Origin of the sequence: Kribbella sp. NBC_00889 (assembly GCF_045207705.1) — a bacterium.
Lineage (GTDB): Bacteria > Actinomycetota > Actinomycetes > Propionibacteriales > Kribbellaceae > Kribbella.
Genome location: NZ_CP108783.1, coordinates 3,998,180 through 4,014,402, shown reverse-complemented (window position 1 = coordinate 4,014,402; position 16,223 = coordinate 3,998,180). Strand labels below are relative to the sequence as shown.

The window sequence follows — 16,223 nt, the reverse complement described above, 5'->3', positions numbered from 1 at the left end:
GTGCAATGCGATGAGCATGTACGTCAACTAACGGTCCGCGCCCAGGCTCGGACCAGAGGGAGAGTAGTGGCAAAGGTCCGGGTCTACGAGCTCGCGAAGGAGCTCGGAGTTACCAGCAAGGTCGTTCTGACCAGACTGAACGACATGGGCGAGTTCGTCCGGTCGGCATCCTCGACGATCGAGGCACCTGTCGTCCGGCGGTTGGCGGAGGAGTTCGAGAAGAACCCGCCGAAGAAGCGCGCGGCCAAGAAGGCCGCCGCCAGTACATCTGCCGCGCCGCAGGCGACCGCTCCGGTCGCGCCTGCCGAGCCGGCCAAGAAGGCTGCACCCGCAGCCCCGGTCGAGCGCCCTGCGCCGGCCCCGAAGTCGACCCCTGCTCCGGTGGCCGAGTCCACCGTGAGCGAGAAGGCCGAGGCCGCTCCGGCTCCGGTCAAGGCGGCGCCCGCACCGGGCGTCAAGCCGGGTCCGCGTCCAGGCCCGAAGCCAGCTCCCCGGCAGGAGGCCCCGGCCGCTCCGGTCGAGTCCGCTCCGGCAGCCAAGGTCGAGGCCCCGGCTGAGACCACACCCGCGCCCTCGTTCGAGGCTCCGGCGGCCAAGGCCGCAAGCTCCGAAGCACCAGCTGCTCCCGCTCCGAGCCGTACTCCGGCTCCGAGCCGGCCGACCCCTGGTCCGGCGCAGCAGCGTCCGGCCGCCGACAGCCCGGCTCGTCCGGCGTCGCCGCGTCCCGGCGGTCCGCGTCCGGGTGGTCAGGGTGGGCCCCGTCCGGGTGCTCCGCGCCCCGGCGCTCCGCGTCAGGGCGGTCAAGGTGGCGGTCCCCGTCCGGGCGCACCGCGTCCGGGTAACAACCCGTTCAGCTCCACCCAGGGCATGCAGCGCGGTGGCGCTCGCCCGGGTCCGGGTGGACAGGGCGGCTCCGGCCAGGGTGCGAGCCCGGCCGGGATGGCGCCGCGTCCGCCGCAGGCCCGCAGTGGTGGGGGCAACGACCGGCCGCGTCCGAGCGGCGTTCCGGGTGCTCCGCGCCCCAACCCGGCGATGATGCCGAAGTCCTCGGCGGGCACCTTCACCGGTCGCCCGTCCGGTCCCGGTGGCGGCGGTGGCGGTGGCGGTGGCGGCGGTGGCCGTGGTCGCCCCGGTGGCGGCGGTCCGGGTGGTGGACCCGGCGCACGTACCGGCGGTGGCGGTGGCGGTGGCGGTGGCTTCCGTCCGGGTGGCGGCGGCCCCAGCGGCCCGCCCGGTGGCGGCGGTGGCCGTCCGGGTCCGGGCAACCGCGGTCGTGGCGGAACGCAGGGTGCCTTCGGGCGTCCGGGTGGTCCGGCGCGTCGTGGCCGGAAGTCGAAGCGGGCGAAGCGCCAGGAGTTCGACAACATGCAGGCCCCGGCGGTCGGCGGCGTTCGCGTCAAGCACGGTGACGGCGAGATCGTTCGCCTCGCCCGTGGCGCGTCGCTGACGGACTTCGCCGAGAAGGTCGGCGTCGACCCGGCGTCGCTGGTGCAGGTGCTGTTCCACCTCGGCGAGATGGTGACCGCGACCCAGTCGGTCAACGAGGAGACGCTGCAACTGCTCGCCACCGAGCTGAACTACGACGTTCAGATCGTGTCCCCGGAGGACGAGGACCGCGAGCTGCTGCAGTCGTTCGACATCGACTTCGGTTCCGACGAGGGCGACGAGAGCGATCTGGTCAAGCGGCCGCCGGTGGTGACCGTGATGGGTCACGTCGACCACGGTAAGACCAAGCTTCTGGACGCGATCCGGATGGCCAACGTGGTCGCCAAGGAAGCCGGTGGCATCACCCAGCACATCGGTGCATACCAGGTGACGACCGAGGTCGACGGCGAGCAGCGGGCCATCACCTTCGTCGACACCCCGGGTCACGAGGCGTTCACCGCCATGCGTGCCCGTGGTGCGCAGGCCACCGACATCGTCATCCTGGTGGTCGCGGCCGACGACGGCGTGATGCCGCAGACGATCGAGGCCCTGAACCACGCCCGGGCGGCGAACGTCCCGATCGTGGTCGCGGTGAACAAGATCGACGTCCCGAGCGCGGATCCGGCCAAGGTGCGCGGTCAGCTGACCGAGTACGGCCTGGTTCCCGAGGAGTACGGCGGCGACACGATGTTCGTCGACGTGTCGGCGAAGTCCCGGATCAACATCGACGGGCTGCTCGAGGGCGTCGTACTGACCGCGGACGCGGCACTCGACCTGCGGGCCAACCCGAACATGCACGCCGAGGGCATCGCGATCGAGGCCAACCTCGACAAGGGCCGTGGTCCGGTGGCGACCGTGCTGGTTCAGCGCGGCACGCTGCGGGTCGGCGACTCGATGGTGGCCGGTCCGGCGTACGGCCGGGTCCGGGCCATGCTTGACGAGCACGGCGACCCGGTCGAGGAGGCGACTCCCTCGCGTCCGGTGCTGGTCCTCGGTCTGACCGCCGTACCAGGTGCGGGTGACAAGTTCCTGGTGGTCGACGACGACCGGAGGGCCCGGCAGATCGCGGAGAAGCGGGAAGCCCGGGCTCGTGCGGCCGCCAACGCCAAGCGTCGTGCGCGCCGGACCCTCGAGGACTTCATGGCCTCGATGGAGAAGGGCGAGACGCAGGAGCTGCTGCTGATCCTCAAGGGCGACGTGTCCGGTTCGGTCGAGGCACTGGAAGACGCCCTGGTCCGGATCGAGGTCGGCGACGAGGTCAACCTCCGCGTCATCGACCGCGGCGTCGGTGCGATCAACGAGAACGACGTCAACCTGGCCATCGCGTCGAACGCCGTCATCATCGGCTTCAACGTGCGGCCGGCCGGCAAGGCCGGTGACGTGGCCGAGCGCGAGGGTGTGGATGTCCGGTACTACTCGGTCATCTACGCGGCGATCGACGACATCGAGGCGGCCCTGAAGGGCATGCTGAAGCCGATCTACGAGGAGGCCGTCCTCGGCCAGGCGGAGATCCGCGAGATCTTCCGCTCCTCGAAGGTGGGCAACATCGCGGGTTGCTGGGTGACCAGTGGCCTGATCCGCCGCAACGCGAAGGTCCGGTTGATCCGGGACGGTGCGGTGGTCGTCGACAACACCGAGCTGTCGTCGCTGAAGAGGTTCAAGGACGACGCGTCCGAGGTCCGCGAGGGCTTCGAGTGTGGTCTGACTGTGAACGGCTACAACGACATCAAGATCGGTGACATCGTCGAGTCCTTCGAGCTTCGCGAGAAGCCGCGCAACTGATCCGCGACGGTGGCCCGGCACTGTGCCGGGTCACCGGAGTAACGTCCGGAGAGGCGGTGTTCTCTCCGGACGTTGTTCATGAATGAGGGAGTGAGCCCTGATGGGTGAAGCAAGGGCGAAGCAGCTGGCCGACCGGATCCAGGTGCTCGTCGCCGAGTTGCTCGAGCGCCGCGTCAAGGACCCCCGGCTGGGGTTCGTCACCGTGACGGACGCCCGGCTGACCGGCGACCTGCGCGAGGCGAGCGTCTTCTACACCGTGTACGGCGACGAGCAGGCGCGGGCCTCGACCGCGGCCGCACTGGAGTCGGCGCGCGGGCTGATCCGCAGCGAGGTCGGCAAGGCCCTCGGTCTGCGGCACAGCCCGAGCGTCGCGTTCTTCCTGGACGCCGTGCCGGAGAACGCCGGCCAGATCGAGGAGCTGCTGGCCAAGGCCCGGGAGGCCGACGCCGAGGTGGCCAAGGCCGCCGCGGGCGCCAAGCCGGCCGGCGACGCTGACCCGTACAAGCACCGCGAGGACGACGAGGACGAGCCGGCCGAGTGAGCGGTCCCGACTTCACCCCGTCGTCCGACGGCGTCGTCGTCGTCGACAAGCCGATGGGGTTGACCTCGCACACCGTCGTGGCCCGGATCCGGCGTCTCGCCGGCACCCGCAAGGTCGGTCACGCCGGCACGCTGGATCCGATGGCGACCGGCGTCCTCGTGGTCGGTCTCAACCGCGCCACCCGGCTGCTGGGTCACCTGCAGCTGTCGGACAAGTCGTACGACGCGACGATCCGGCTCGGCGCGACGACCACGACCGACGACGCTGAGGGCGAGATCGTCACCACGGCCCCGGTCGACGGCATCACCGCGGAGGCGATCGAGGCCGCGGTGGGCGGATTCCGCGGCGAGATCTCGCAGGTGCCGTCCAAGGTCTCCGCGATCAAGGTCGACGGTCGCCGCGCGTACGAACGCGTCCGCGCCGGCGAAGAGGTCGCCCTCAAAGCCCGGGCGGTCACGGTGTCGCGCTACGACATCCTCGACGTACGTCCCGGCGCGGAGTGGATCGACGTGGATGTGTCGGTCGACTGCTCCAGCGGGACGTACATCCGTGCGCTGGCACGTGACCTCGGGGCCGAGCTCGGCGTCGGCGGTCACCTCACCGCGTTGCGGCGTACCCGGGTCGGCGCGTTCGACCTCTCGACGGCACACACGCTGGAGGCCCTGGCCGAGGACTTCGTCTGGCGCCCGATCTCCGAGGTCGCTGCCGAAACCTTCCCGCGGTACGACGCCAGCCCGGAACAGGCCGCCGCCATCCGTACCGGTCGCCCCCTGTCCGGCCTCAAACTGGCCCTCGGCCAAACCGCCATGTTCGACCCCACCGGCACCTTCCTGGCCCTCTACGAACCCCACGGACCGGTAGCCAAACCCACCGCCGTCTTCGTCAGCTGACGCCGCCCCCGGCCATCGTCGCGGCCAACCCGCGCCCCGCCCGCCCGAACCAGCAGAACGGACCGCCCTCACTCACCAACCCCGCGACAAAGTCCCCACCAGCCGCGAGCCGAGCGTGATCAACCTCGACCCCGCACAGTTGGTGAGTGCCACACGTCCGACCCATCAGTCAGAAGAGCCGGTACCCCTCACGTCACGCCAATCGGCTGCCGTCGGCGCACGTGCGGGGTAGCCGCGACCTTGGGCACCGGTCAATCACCGCGGGGACCGTTCGGTGGTTGAGGGGTGCACAAGGTGACGACCCACGGGGATGACAGGGGAGCCTTGTTGGTCGGCCATGGGGCGCGGCTCGGCCAGTGGGCGGGTTCTGTCGGTGGCTGGATCTACCGTCGGGGGATGAGATATGGGTTCGTGTTGCCGATGGGGGATGCTCGGGATGCGGCGGAGTTGGCGGCGCTCGCCGAGGAGAGCGGGTGGGACGGGTTCTTCGTGTGGGAAGCCGTCTGGGGGATCGACGCCTGGGTGATGCTCGGTGCGGCGGCGATGACGACCCAGCGGATCCGGCTGGGGACGATGCTGACGCCGTTGCCGCGCCGGAAGCCGTGGGACGTCGCCGGGCAGACGTCGACGGTCGACAACCTGAGCAACGGCCGCGTGACGCTGGCGGTCGGGCTCGGGGTCTCGGGAGATGACCGGTTCTGGCTGTTCGAGGACGATCCGGGCCGCAAGGTCCGCGCGGAGCTGATGGACGAGTCGCTGGAGATGCTGCAGTACCTGTGGCGCGACGAGTCCTTCGAGTACGCCGGCAAGCATTACCGCTCCAAGAAGGTCGCCGACCTCGTCCCGCCCGCGCCGCCACCCCCGGTGCAACAGCCGAGGATCCAGACCTGGGTCGTCGGCGCCTGGCCTCGACCGAAGTCCATGCGCCGCGCGGCTTTGCAGGACGGCTGGCTCCCGAACTACGTCGTACCACCCGGCGAGAAGCCAGGCGAGTGGACGCCAGACCTCCTGGCCGACGGCGTCACCTGGATCCGCAACGAGCGAGCCGCCCACGGCCTGACCATGGACCGCTACGACATAGTCGCCGAAGGCAGCACCACCGCTGACGACCCCAACGCCGCCAACACTGTCCGCCCCTGGGCAGAAGCCGGAGCCACCTGGTGGATCGACGCCGACTGGACCTCCCTGGACCCAGCCACCGTCCGCCCAGCAGCCGAACGCCGCCTGAAGGCCGGCCCACCCCGCGTGGACTGACATCCGGGTGGGCCTGGCTGGCTACTCTTGAGGGGTGCGTTCTCGTCCGACCTTGCAGTGGGCTCCTGGGCCCGACGTGTTGGCGCTTGAGCCGGGTACGGCGGACGTCACGCCGGTCGCGGACGTGGTTGCCGGCGGGGGAGTCGTCGTACTGAGTGGGGCAGGGATCTCCACCGAGTCAGGCATCCCGGACTACCGCGGCGAGACAGGTAGCCTCCGCACCCACACCCCGATGACGTACGGCGATTTCACCGCAAGCGAGTCCGGCCGCCAACGCTACTGGGCGCGAAGCCACCTCGGCTGGCGGACGATCGCCCGAGCAGCCCCCAACACCGGCCACCGCGCGGTCGCAACGATGCAAGCCCGCGGCTACCTCACCGGCGTCATCACCCAGAACGTCGACGGCCTTCACCAAGCGGCCGGCGCCCGCGACGTGATCGAACTGCACGGCAACCTCGACCGCGTCATCTGCCTCGACTGCGGTACGACGTCCCCACGGGAAGTCCTCGACCGTCGCCTCAGAGCCGCCAACACCACGTTCGAGGGCGAGGCGACCCGGATCAACCCCGACGGTGACGTGGACCTGCCCGACGACATCGTCCGCACGTTCACCGTGGTCCCGTGCACCGTCTGCGGCGGCGTACTCAAACCTGACGTGGTGTTCTTCGGCGAGAACGTCCCGAAGTCCCGCGTCGAGCGCTGCTATCGCCTGATCGACGACGCGAACGCCGTACTCGTCCTCGGCTCGAGCCTGACGGTCATGTCCGGCTTCCGGTTCGTCCGGCACGCCGCGAAGGCCGGCAAGTCGGTGCTGATCATCAACCAGGGCATCACCCGCGGCGACCCGTACGCCGACCACCGCGTCAGCCTCCCGCTCGGCCGGGCCCTGACCGAACTCGTCGATCAGCTGTAGAAACACCTCCGGGCCGGACCGCGCGTGATGTGGTCCGGCCCGGGGGCCGCTCTACGGATTGGAAAGGGTCAGCGTTGCGCGCTGGTCCGTAGGCGGTTCAGGGAGGCCTTGACGGCCTGTGGAGAGGCGGCGGCTTGCCGGGCCAGTACGCGAGCGTGCGCGGCCCACTCCGACTGCTCCGCGGCGGTCACTCTAGCCGGGGCACCGGTCAAGGTCGTGAACGTCAGCGACGCAACGCCGGCCTGGCCTTCGAAGCGCGGGTGATAGTTCAGCGCCCGGAGCACGTTGATGTCCTTGCCCTGGATCCACGCCTGCCCATCCGGCGCGCAAGCATCATGCCCGGTCGACGGCCCGAACGTGTCGACGTACGTCGCTCCGCCTGCAGCCGCGGCCGCGGAGATCGCGGTGTTGAGCGCCTGCTCGATCGAGTACAGGTACGCGTAGTCGCCGTCGGCGAACGGCAGGATCGACGGGCAGGTGCCCTGCTCCGGCGCGATCTTCGGGTAGCCGACCAGCAGGACCGTTGCCTGCGGCGACCGTGCTCTGATGCCCTGGACAACGATCGCGATCCGCGTCTGGGTCTGCGCGATCTTCGCCCGCAGCGTGTCCACACCGTCGACCGTGAAGTGGGCCTTGCACGGCGCCCCGACCGGATCGGAGGCCCGCAGCCCGGGGCAGGTGCCGACGATGTCGCCGAACACGCCGAAGTCGTTGCCGCCGATCCCGAGCGTGATCAGATCCGTGTCCGGCGTCAGCGCGTCGAACTGCGGAGCGGCCGTCCCGAGGATCGTGCTTTGCGGCTGCGTCATATTGGTTGTGTCGGCGCCACCGCAGCTCACGTCGGTGAACTGGTGCACCCGGAGCATCGTGGCCAGCATCTTCGGGTAGTTGCTGTACGAGCGCGCGCACCCGAGCGACAGCAGGTCCGGCAGCGGGGACCAGCGGCGCCGAGGTGTACGAGTCCCCGAGTGCGACGTACTTGTGGAAGGCGGGCTCGGCGCTGGCGTTGGACACGGGCAGCGCGGCGACCAGAACCAGTGACGCGCAGGCGGCAACCAGGCGGCGTGGCTTCACAGGACCCTCCCCAGGCTCGGCAGTGCGGGCCCACCCTAAGTTGAGTCACCGCCTGATCACAAGGGGTGATCGAGCCGTGAGCACAGACCTGCCGCACGGGACGCCCTCGGGACATGGAATCCTGCTCCCATGCGTGTCTGGCACGGTTTGGACGAGGTGGGTGCGGATTTCGGCCCGTCGGTCGTCACCATCGGCAACTTCGACGGCGTGCACCGGGGTCACCAGGAGGTGCTCGCGCACGCCAAGGCGCGGGCGGCCGAGCTGGGTGGACTGCCGGTGGTCGCGCTCACCTTCGACCCGCATCCGATGATGGTGCTGCGGCCGGATCGGGCGCCGCTGATGCTCAGCGAGCCCGAGGAGCGGGCCGCTCTGCTGGGCAAGCACGGCGCCGACGCCGTGCTGATCCTCCCGTTCACCAAGGAGGTGTCCAGCTGGCCGCCGGAGGATTTCATCGACCGGGTGCTGGTACGGACGCTGCACGCCAAGGCGGTCGTGGTCGGGGAGAACTTCCGGTTCGGTCACAAGGCGGCCGGGCACGTGGACACGCTCGTCGCAGCCGGTGCCGAGGCCGGTTTCCAGGTGGAGGGCCTGAGCCTGGCCGGCGACGAGCAGCCGTGGTCGTCGACGTACACGCGGGAGCGGATCGCCGAGGGTGATGTGGAGGCGGCGGTCGAGGCGCTCGGGCGCCCGCTGCGCGTCACCGGCGTGGTGGTCGAGGGCGACAAGCGCGGCCGCGAGCTGGGTTATCCGACGGCGAACATCCCCGCCGACCCGCGGGCCGCGGTCCCGCTGGACGGCGTGTACGCAGGCTGGCTGACCGTCCTCGAGCCCGCCCCCGGCGCTCCGGCGTACGACGCACCGCTGCCGGCGGCGATCAGCGTCGGCAGCAACCCGACGTTCGACGGCATGGACCGCAGGGTGGAGTCCTACGTGCTCGACCGCGACGACCTGGAGCTGTACGGCGCCCGGATCGCGGTGGATTTCGTGGCCCGGCTGCGCGGCAGCCAGATCCGGTTCGACTCGATCGACGAGCTCCTGGTGCAGATGAAGGCCGACGTCGACGGTGCGCGTCGCATCTTGACGGGGAATTAGGGTGACGCGTCCACGGACTGATACGCTGGCTGCTGCCGTCTGAACGGCCGCGGACAGAGAGTGCTCGGGTGAAGAATGCCCCGGTGCGCCGCGCAACGGAAATCGAGAGGAACTCTGTGTCATCTGTTGATGCTGCAACGAAGAAGAAGATCATCGGTGAGTACGCCCTGACCGAGGGTGACACCGGGTCTCCTGAGGTCCAGGTGGCGCTGCTGACGCACCGCATCGCCGACCTGACCGAGCACCTGAAGGAGCACAAGCACGACCACCACAGCCGTCGTGGCCTGCTGCTGCTCGTCGGCCAGCGCCGCCGGCTACTGAACTACCTGGCGAAGAAGGACATCAACCGCTACCGGTCCCTGATCGAGCGGCTCGGCCTTCGCCGATGACGTCGCGAGGAGCGGCCCCCGAGTCCCGGGTGGCCGCTCCTGGCGTATTCGTGCCCAGGCACGAGCTCAACAACTGAATACATAGCAAGACCGACGAACGAGGCGACGCGAAGCGCGTGGCGGGAGGACGACCGGTCCTCGGTAGTGGCTTTCGGGAGAACTCACAGTTCACCCGCGGGCCTCGATCGAAGACCGGCACCCCGGTAGCTCGCGCCTCGCTGTCGCCCACAGTGAGAGAGGGGTATCCCGTGACGGGATCCACCGGTACGCCCATGGAGGGCACCGAATTCGCCGAGGCCGTGCTGGACAACGGCAGCTTCGGCACCCGCACCATCCGCTTCGAGACGGGCCGTCTGGCCCAGCAGGCCGCCGGCTCCGCCGCCGCCTACCTCGACGGCGACACGATGGTGCTGTCGGCCACCACGGCCAGCAAGAAGCCCAAGGACCAGTTCGACTTCTTCCCGCTGACGGTCGACGTCGAGGAGCGGATGTACGCCGCGGGCCGGATCCCCGGATCGTTCTTCCGCCGGGAGGGCCGTCCGTCCGAGGAGGCCATCCTGACCTGCCGGCTGATCGACCGCCCGCTGCGGCCGTCGTTCGTGTCCGGCCTGCGCAACGAGATCCAGGTCGTCATCACGGTCCTGGCGCTCAACCCCGACAAGCTGTACGACGTTCTCGCGATCAACGCCGCGTCGATGTCGACCCAGATCGCGGGTCTGCCGTTCTCCGGCCCGATCGGCGGCGTCCGCGTCGCGCTGATCGACGGCCAGTGGGTGGCCTTCCCGACCCACACCGAGCTCGAGGACGCGGTCTTCGACATGGTGGTCGCGGGCCGGGTCACCGAGACCGGTGACGTCGCGATCATGATGGTCGAGGCCGAGTCGACCCCGGGCACCTTCGAGAAGGTCGCCGCCGGAGTCCAGGCGCCGACCGAGGAGATCGTCGCCGCGGGCCTGGAGGCCTCCAAGGGCTTCATCAAGACGCTGGTCGAGGCGCAGGCCGACCTGGCCGCGCGGGCCGCGAAGCCGACCGGTGAGTTCCCGGTCTTCCCGGACTACGCCGACGACGCGTTCGCCGCGGTCGAGGCCGCCGCGTCCGAGGAGCTGGCGCAGGCGCTGACCATCGCCGGCAAGCACGAGCGCGAGGACGCCACCGACGCGGTCAAGGCCGCCACTGTGGACAAGCTGGCCGCCGACTTCGAGGGCCGCGAGAAGGAGCTGTCCGCGGCGTTCCGGTCGCTGACCAAGAAGCTGGTCCGGCAGCGGGTGCTCAAGGACAAGGTCCGCATCGACGGCCGCGGGCTGGCCGACATCCGGCCGCTCAAGGCGCAGGTACGGGTGCTCCCGCGGGTGCACGGTTCGGCACTGTTCGAGCGCGGCGAGACCCAGATCATGGGTGTCACCACGCTGAACATGCTCCGGATGGAGCAGCAGCTGGACACGCTGTCCCCGGAGACCCGCAAGCGCTACATGCACAACTACAACTTCCCGCCGTACTCGACCGGTGAGACCGGCCGGGTGGGTTCGCCGAAGCGCCGCGAGATCGGTCACGGCGCGCTGGCCGAGCGGGCCCTGGTGCCGGTGCTGCCGTCCCGCGAGGACTTCCCGTACGCGCTGCGCCAGGTCTCCGAGGCGCTCGGTTCGAACGGGTCCACCTCGATGGGTTCGGTCTGCGCCTCCACCCTGTCGCTGCTGTCCGCCGGTGTGCCGCTGAAGGCCCCGGTCGCCGGTATCGCGATGGGTCTGATCTCCGGTGAGGTCGACGGCGAGACGCAGTACGTCGCGCTGACCGACATCCTCGGCGCCGAGGACGCGTTCGGCGACATGGACTTCAAGGTCGCCGGCACCAAGGACTTCGTCACCGCCCTGCAGCTGGACACCAAGCTGGACGGCATCCCGGCCAGCGTGCTCGCGGGTGCGCTGACCCAGGCCAAGGACGCGCGGCTGACGATCCTGGACGTGATGGCCAAGGCCATCGACGCGCCGGGTGAGATGAGCGAGTTCGCGCCGCGGGTCATCTCGGTGAAGGTCCCGGTCGACAAGATCGGCGAGGTCATCGGCCCGAAGGGCAAGATGATCAACCAGATCACCGAGGACACCGGCGCCGACATCTCGATCGAGGACGACGGCACCGTCTACATCGGCGCGACCGACGGTCCGTCGGCCGAGGCGGCGCGGGCTGCGATCAACGCGATCGCGAACCCGACCATGCCGGAGAAGGGTGAGCGCTACCTGGGCACGGTCGTGAAGACGACCAACTTCGGTGCGTTCATCAGCCTGCTGCCGGGCAAGGACGGCCTGCTGCACATCAGCAAGCTGCGTGGCCTGGCCGGTGGCAAGCGGGTCGAGGCGGTCGAGGACGTGCTCTCGGTCGGCCAGAAGCTGCAGGTCGAGATCGCCGAGATCGACGACCGCGGCAAGCTCTCCCTGATTCCCGTCCTCGAGGAGGACGAGAAGAAGGGCTCCGCCGAGGAGAAGAAGGCAGAGGCCGAGTCCGCCGAGTGACCCGAGCGATCACCAGCACACTGCTGAGCCCGGAGGCGGGCGGTCCGGTGAAACGGACCGTCCTGCCCTCCGGGCTTCGTGTGCTGACCCAGTCTGTGCCGGGCTTCCGCTCGGTCACCTTCGGCCTGTGGGTCGGCGTCGGCTCCCGGGACGAACCGGAGCAGTTGGCCGGTGCGACGCACTTCCTCGAACACCTGTTGTTCAAGGGCACCGAGCGCCGCGACGCGCTGGAGATCTCCGCCGCGCTCGACGCGGTCGGCGGCGAGATGAACGCCTTCACCGGCAAGGAGTACACCTGCTACTACGCGCGGGTGCTCGACTCCGATCTCCCGCTTGCCGTCGACGTCATCTGCGACATGATCACCTCCGCCACCCTGACGAGCGAGGACGTCGAGAGTGAGCGCGACGTCATCGACGAAGAGATCGCGATGCACGCCGACGAGACGTCGGACCACATCCACGATCTCTTCGCCGAGCAACTGTGGGGCAGGTCGCCACTCGGCCGCTCGATCACGGGGACGCCGGAGTCGGTCGCAGGACTGACCCGCCAGCAGGTGGTGGGCTGGTACCGCCGCCGCTACAAGCCGGCCAACATCGTCGTCTCGGTCGCCGGCAACGTCGACCACGCGGACGTCGTTCGCCTTGTTCGTAAGGCGTTCGAGCGCCACTGGGTCACCACCGAGGCCGAGCCGGCCGCAGTACGCCGGCCGATCGCCAAGCAGGTGCCGATGTACGGCGGGGTGCGCGTGCACCACCGCGACGTCGAGCAGGCGCACCTGGTGCTCGGGATGCCGGGTCTGGTCCGCAGCGACGCACGCCGGTACGTGGCCGGCGTACTGCACGGGATCGTCGGTGGCGGCATGTCGTCGCGGCTGTTCCAGGAGGTCCGGGAGAAGCGCGGCCTGGCGTACTCGGTCTTCACGTTCGGCTCGGCGTACGCGGACTCCGGGATGGTCGGCGTGTACGCCGGATGCCTGCCGAAGAAGGCCACCGAGGTGCTCGACGTGGTCCGGTCCGAGCTGCAGTCGATTGCCAGCGGCAACATTACGCCGGACGAGCTGCTCCGCGGCAAGGGCCAGATGCGCGGATCGGTCGTGATGGGCCTGGAGGACACCGGCGCCAAGATGACCCGGATCGCCAAGGCCGAGCTCGTGTACGGCGAACTGCCCACCGTCGACGAGATCCTGCACCGGATCGACTCCGTCACCCTCGACGACGTCTCCGCACTCGCCGCCGATCTCTACGCCGGCACCCCGGCCCTTACCGTGATGGGTCCGTTCGACGAGGACGGCACGGCCTTCGCGGTCTGAGGTTCCCCCCTCGACAGCCCCCCGGCGCAGGAGCAGACTGTCGAGCGGGGAGGGGGTCCCAGCATGACCACGACAACTACATCGGCAACACAAGCATTGGCGGACGACTTCCGCGGTGACCTGGTTTCTCCGGGCGATCCGTCGTACGACGAGCAGCGGAAGGTCTGGAACGGATCGATCGATCGACGGCCCGCACTCATCGCCCGCTGCACCGGAGCCGCCGACATCCGGGCCGCGCTGGCGTTCGCTCGCCGGACCGGCCTGCAGGTGGCGGTCCGCGGTGGCGGCCACAGCTTCCCGGGCCACTCGACCTGCGACGGCGGCATTCTGATCGACCTCGGACGGATGAAGGGGATCCGGGTCGATCCGGTTCGCCGTACGGCGCGTGCGCAGGCGGGCGTCCTGCTCGGCGAGCTGGACCGCGAGACGCAGGCTTTCGGTCTCGCCACACCGTCCGGCATCGTCACGCACACCGGGGTCGCCGGACTCACGCTCGGCGGCGGGATCGGCTGGCTGATGCGGAAGTACGGGCTGAGCATCGACAACCTGATCTCCGCCGACGTGATCACCGCCGAGGGCGAGCTGGTGACCGCGAGTGAAGACGCCAACGGGGACCTGTTCTGGGGGATCCGTGGTGGCGGCGGGAACTTCGGCATCGTCACCGAGTTCGAGTTCCGGCTGCATCCGGTCGGGCCGATCATCTACGGCGGCCCGATCATGTGGCCGATGGAGAAGTCGCCGGACCTGATGCGGTTCTACCGCGACTGGATCACCGACGTACCCGACGACCTCACCACCGCGGTGATGCATCGGTGGATCCCGCCGCTGCCGGCGATTCCGGCCGAACTGCACGGCCGCCCGGTGGTGGTCGTGCTGGCCTGCTACGCCGGTTCGGTCGAGGACGGCGAGCGCGTCGTGGCGCCGCTCAAGGCGTTCGCGCCGCCGCTGCTGGACCTGTGCGCGCCGAAGCCGTACGTCGATCTGCAGGCGATGTTCGACCCGAGCTTCCCGCACGGCCGGTGGTACTACATGCGGTCCTCCGACGTCACCGAACTGTCCGACGAGGTGATCGACATCGCCGCCGCGCGCGGGATGGCGATCGACTCGCCGTACACGTCGTACCCGATCTTCCAGCTCGGCGGCGCGATCTCCCGGGTGAGCCCGGACAGTACGGCGTTCGGCGCGCGATCGAGCGGGCACACGTTCAACTTCGTCGGAGTGACGCTCGGTCCGGACGGGTTCGAGGAGCAGCGGCAGTGGGTCCGTGACTCGTGGCAGGCGCTCGAGCCGCATCAGTCCGGCGTCTACGTCAACTTCCTGAGCGACGAGGGCACCGACCGGATCCGGTCCGCGTACGGCGCCACGACGTACGACCGGCTGAGGGACCTCAAACAGAAGTACGACCCGGGCAACCTGTTCCACCTGAACCAGAACATCCGGCCCCACTGAGCGGTAAAGTGACCGACGTTGTGTCGCGTCACCACGTGATCTGCCTCTGGATCCCTCGCTGAACGGGATCGCACGCACTTGACGGCCGACGTGCCGCACCGCGCTGGATCGACCCAGCGCGGTTTGGCCTGCCGTCTGCGAAAGAGGATCACCGTGCTCGCTCCGTTGTGGGATGCGTTACGCACCGCCCGCGAATCCCTGTCCGACGCCGTCCGGGTCGCTCCGGGCTGGTTACTGTTCTACTCGGCTCTCGTCCTCGGCCAAGCCGTCCTTCCGGGCGCCCAGGTCGTCCTGCTCCGCAGTCTGATCGAGGGCCTGGACCGAGGCCACGCCTGGGTGCCGTTGATCGGGCTCACGGCGGTGGTGGGCCTGATGTATCCGCTCGCGCAGGTGGCGACCGGCTCTGGCCAGCGGATGATGCTGCGATTGAGGTTGCACTACCGCGCCGGGCTCGCGCAGGACGGTGGTCGCATTCACTGCCATCGCGCGGATGGAGTCCGCGAAGTGGCCGAGGGTTGCGGAGAAGGACCGCGTCGCCGGGTACGCCACCGAACAGCTCATCCGGCAGCGTCCTGCGACCGAGCTGGCCGCCCTCGGCTCCGGCGTCAAGGTCGCACGGCTGGTCACCGAACGCCGGGCCGGCGCGACCCGGATCCAGGACGGGATGATCGGGACGGCCATGACGGCGGAGCTCGTGGCTGCCGTCGCGACCGTCCTGCTGTTCGGCGGCGCGCTGGTCGCCCTGGTGCTCGGCGGGGCGACTGGGGGAGCGGCTGCCGCGGCCGTTGCCGGAACCATCTCAGGACTGAACGCGATCCGGCTGTGCGGCTACACGTTCGGCACGATCGTCACGACCGCGCCGCAGGCCCGGATCTATCGCCGGTTCGTCCGGAGCGCTCCCGAGCGGGAGCCGCAGCTCGTCGTACCGAGGGTCGATTCCGTTGCCCTGGACAACGTCACCTTCCGCTATCCGGGCGTGTCGGAGCCAGCCCTGCGGGACGTCTGTATCGAGGCACGGCGTGGTGAGCTCGTCGCCCTGGTCGGCGTGAACGGGGCCGGCAAGTCGACCGCGGTCAATCTCCTCCTCGGCAGCCTGGCGCCGGATGCCGGGCGGGTGCTGATCGACGGCCGGGACGCTACGGAGCTGAGCGAGAGCGAGCGGCTTGGGCATTTCGGTCTGCTGGTACAGGAGTTCGGCCGCTTCGAGTTCACGCTCCGCGATGCAGTCGCCCTCGGCTCGCCGGAGCCGTATCCGATGACGAGATCCGGGCCGCGCTGGCGGGCACCTTCGCGGCTGACGTCCCGCTCGGCACGCAACTGGGCCAACAGTGGGGCGGTACCGGAATCTGCGGCGGGCAGTGGCAGCGGCTCGCACTGGCGCGGATTCGGCTGCGGAACGCGGGCGTGTGGATCCTCGACGAGCCCACGTCGGCGATCGACGCGGAGGCCGAGCGGGAGATCTTCGCCGAACTCCGGCGCAGCAGCCACAGCCGGATCACGATCGTCGTCTCGCACCGCGCCTGGACCCTGATGGAGATGGACCGCATCTACGTCATCGACGCCGGCTCGGTGGTCCAGCAGGGGACGTATCCGGAGCTGA

General features: G+C 69.6%; 12 protein-coding genes and 2 pseudogenes. 12 read left to right on the top strand and 2 right to left on the bottom strand.

Annotation, left to right across the window (positions count from 1 at the left end; genetic code table 11):
* The first annotated feature begins 66 nt into the window (after positions 1-66).
* The 5 genes from infB to OG817_RS19515 all read left to right on the top strand — a co-directional run bounded on the left by infB (position 67) and on the right by OG817_RS19515 (position 6,805).
* Complete coding sequence (infB, locus tag OG817_RS19535; RefSeq protein ID WP_406056571.1) at positions 67-3,207, top strand: translation initiation factor IF-2; 3,141 nt, start codon at positions 67-69, stop codon at positions 3,205-3,207.
* Between the two features lie 100 nt (positions 3,208-3,307).
* Positions 3,308-3,748, top strand: coding sequence for a 30S ribosome-binding factor RbfA (rbfA, locus tag OG817_RS19530; protein ID WP_360457753.1), 441 nt, complete (start codon positions 3,308-3,310; stop codon positions 3,746-3,748).
* Positions 3,745-4,638, top strand: coding sequence for a tRNA pseudouridine(55) synthase TruB (gene truB / locus OG817_RS19525; RefSeq protein ID WP_396389585.1), 894 nt, complete (start codon positions 3,745-3,747; stop codon positions 4,636-4,638). The genes rbfA and truB overlap by 4 nt, the downstream gene beginning before the upstream one ends.
* A 396-nt stretch (positions 4,639-5,034) precedes the next feature.
* Positions 5,035-5,892 (top strand): LLM class flavin-dependent oxidoreductase, encoded by an 858-nt coding sequence (locus tag OG817_RS19520; protein ID WP_406056569.1) that lies wholly within the window; start codon positions 5,035-5,037, stop codon positions 5,890-5,892.
* A 34-nt stretch (positions 5,893-5,926) separates the two neighbouring features.
* Positions 5,927-6,805 carry an NAD-dependent protein deacetylase gene (locus tag OG817_RS19515; protein ID WP_396389587.1) on the top strand — a complete coding sequence of 293 codons (879 nt, stop codon included), beginning with the start codon at positions 5,927-5,929 and terminating at the stop codon, positions 6,803-6,805.
* A gap of 68 nt (positions 6,806-6,873) precedes the next feature.
* Here the strand turns inward: OG817_RS19515 and OG817_RS19510 are convergent, their stop codons facing one another.
* Positions 6,874-7,683, bottom strand: a complete 810-nt coding sequence (locus OG817_RS19510; RefSeq protein WP_406056567.1) for an SGNH/GDSL hydrolase family protein — start codon at positions 7,681-7,683, stop codon at positions 6,874-6,876.
* 325 nt (positions 7,684-8,008) lie between these two features.
* On the opposite strand from OG817_RS19510, the gene OG817_RS19505 reads away from it, so the two are divergent.
* The 5 genes from OG817_RS19505 to OG817_RS19485 all read left to right on the top strand — a co-directional run bounded on the left by OG817_RS19505 (position 8,009) and on the right by OG817_RS19485 (position 14,623).
* Complete coding sequence (locus OG817_RS19505) at positions 8,009-8,971, top strand: bifunctional riboflavin kinase/FAD synthetase (protein ID WP_406056565.1); 963 nt, start codon at positions 8,009-8,011, stop codon at positions 8,969-8,971.
* 116 nt (positions 8,972-9,087) lie between these two features.
* Positions 9,088-9,360 carry a 30S ribosomal protein S15 gene (gene rpsO, locus OG817_RS19500; RefSeq protein WP_131351575.1) on the top strand — a complete coding sequence of 91 codons (273 nt, stop codon included), beginning with the start codon at positions 9,088-9,090 and terminating at the stop codon, positions 9,358-9,360.
* A gap of 272 nt (positions 9,361-9,632) precedes the next feature.
* Entirely contained in the window at positions 9,633-11,864 is a 2,232-nt protein-coding gene (locus OG817_RS19495; RefSeq protein WP_360457756.1) for a polyribonucleotide nucleotidyltransferase, read from the top strand.
* Complete coding sequence (locus OG817_RS19490) at positions 11,861-13,174, top strand: M16 family metallopeptidase (RefSeq protein WP_406056563.1); 1,314 nt, start codon at positions 11,861-11,863, stop codon at positions 13,172-13,174. The genes OG817_RS19495 and OG817_RS19490 overlap by 4 nt, the downstream gene beginning before the upstream one ends.
* Before the next feature lie 63 nt (positions 13,175-13,237).
* Positions 13,238-14,623, top strand: coding sequence for an FAD-binding oxidoreductase (locus OG817_RS19485; RefSeq protein WP_406056561.1), 1,386 nt, complete (start codon positions 13,238-13,240; stop codon positions 14,621-14,623).
* A 231-nt stretch (positions 14,624-14,854) separates the two neighbouring features.
* Here the strand turns inward: OG817_RS19485 and OG817_RS19480 are convergent, their stop codons facing one another.
* The gene (locus tag OG817_RS19480; RefSeq protein WP_406056559.1) at positions 14,855-15,106 is read right to left on the bottom strand and encodes a hypothetical protein; all 252 of its coding nucleotides are present in this window, start codon (positions 15,104-15,106) and stop codon (positions 14,855-14,857) included.
* A gap of 7 nt (positions 15,107-15,113) precedes the next feature.
* Here OG817_RS19480 and OG817_RS19475 point away from each other — a divergent pair.
* Both OG817_RS19475 and OG817_RS19470 read left to right on the top strand, forming a co-directional pair.
* Positions 15,114-15,764, top strand: a pseudogene (locus OG817_RS19475) (ATP-binding cassette domain-containing protein); the annotation flags it as partial.
* A 122-nt stretch (positions 15,765-15,886) separates the two neighbouring features.
* Positions 15,887-16,009: pseudogene (locus OG817_RS19470) on the top strand (hypothetical protein); the annotation flags it as partial.
* Between the last annotated feature and the right edge of the window lie 214 nt (positions 16,010-16,223).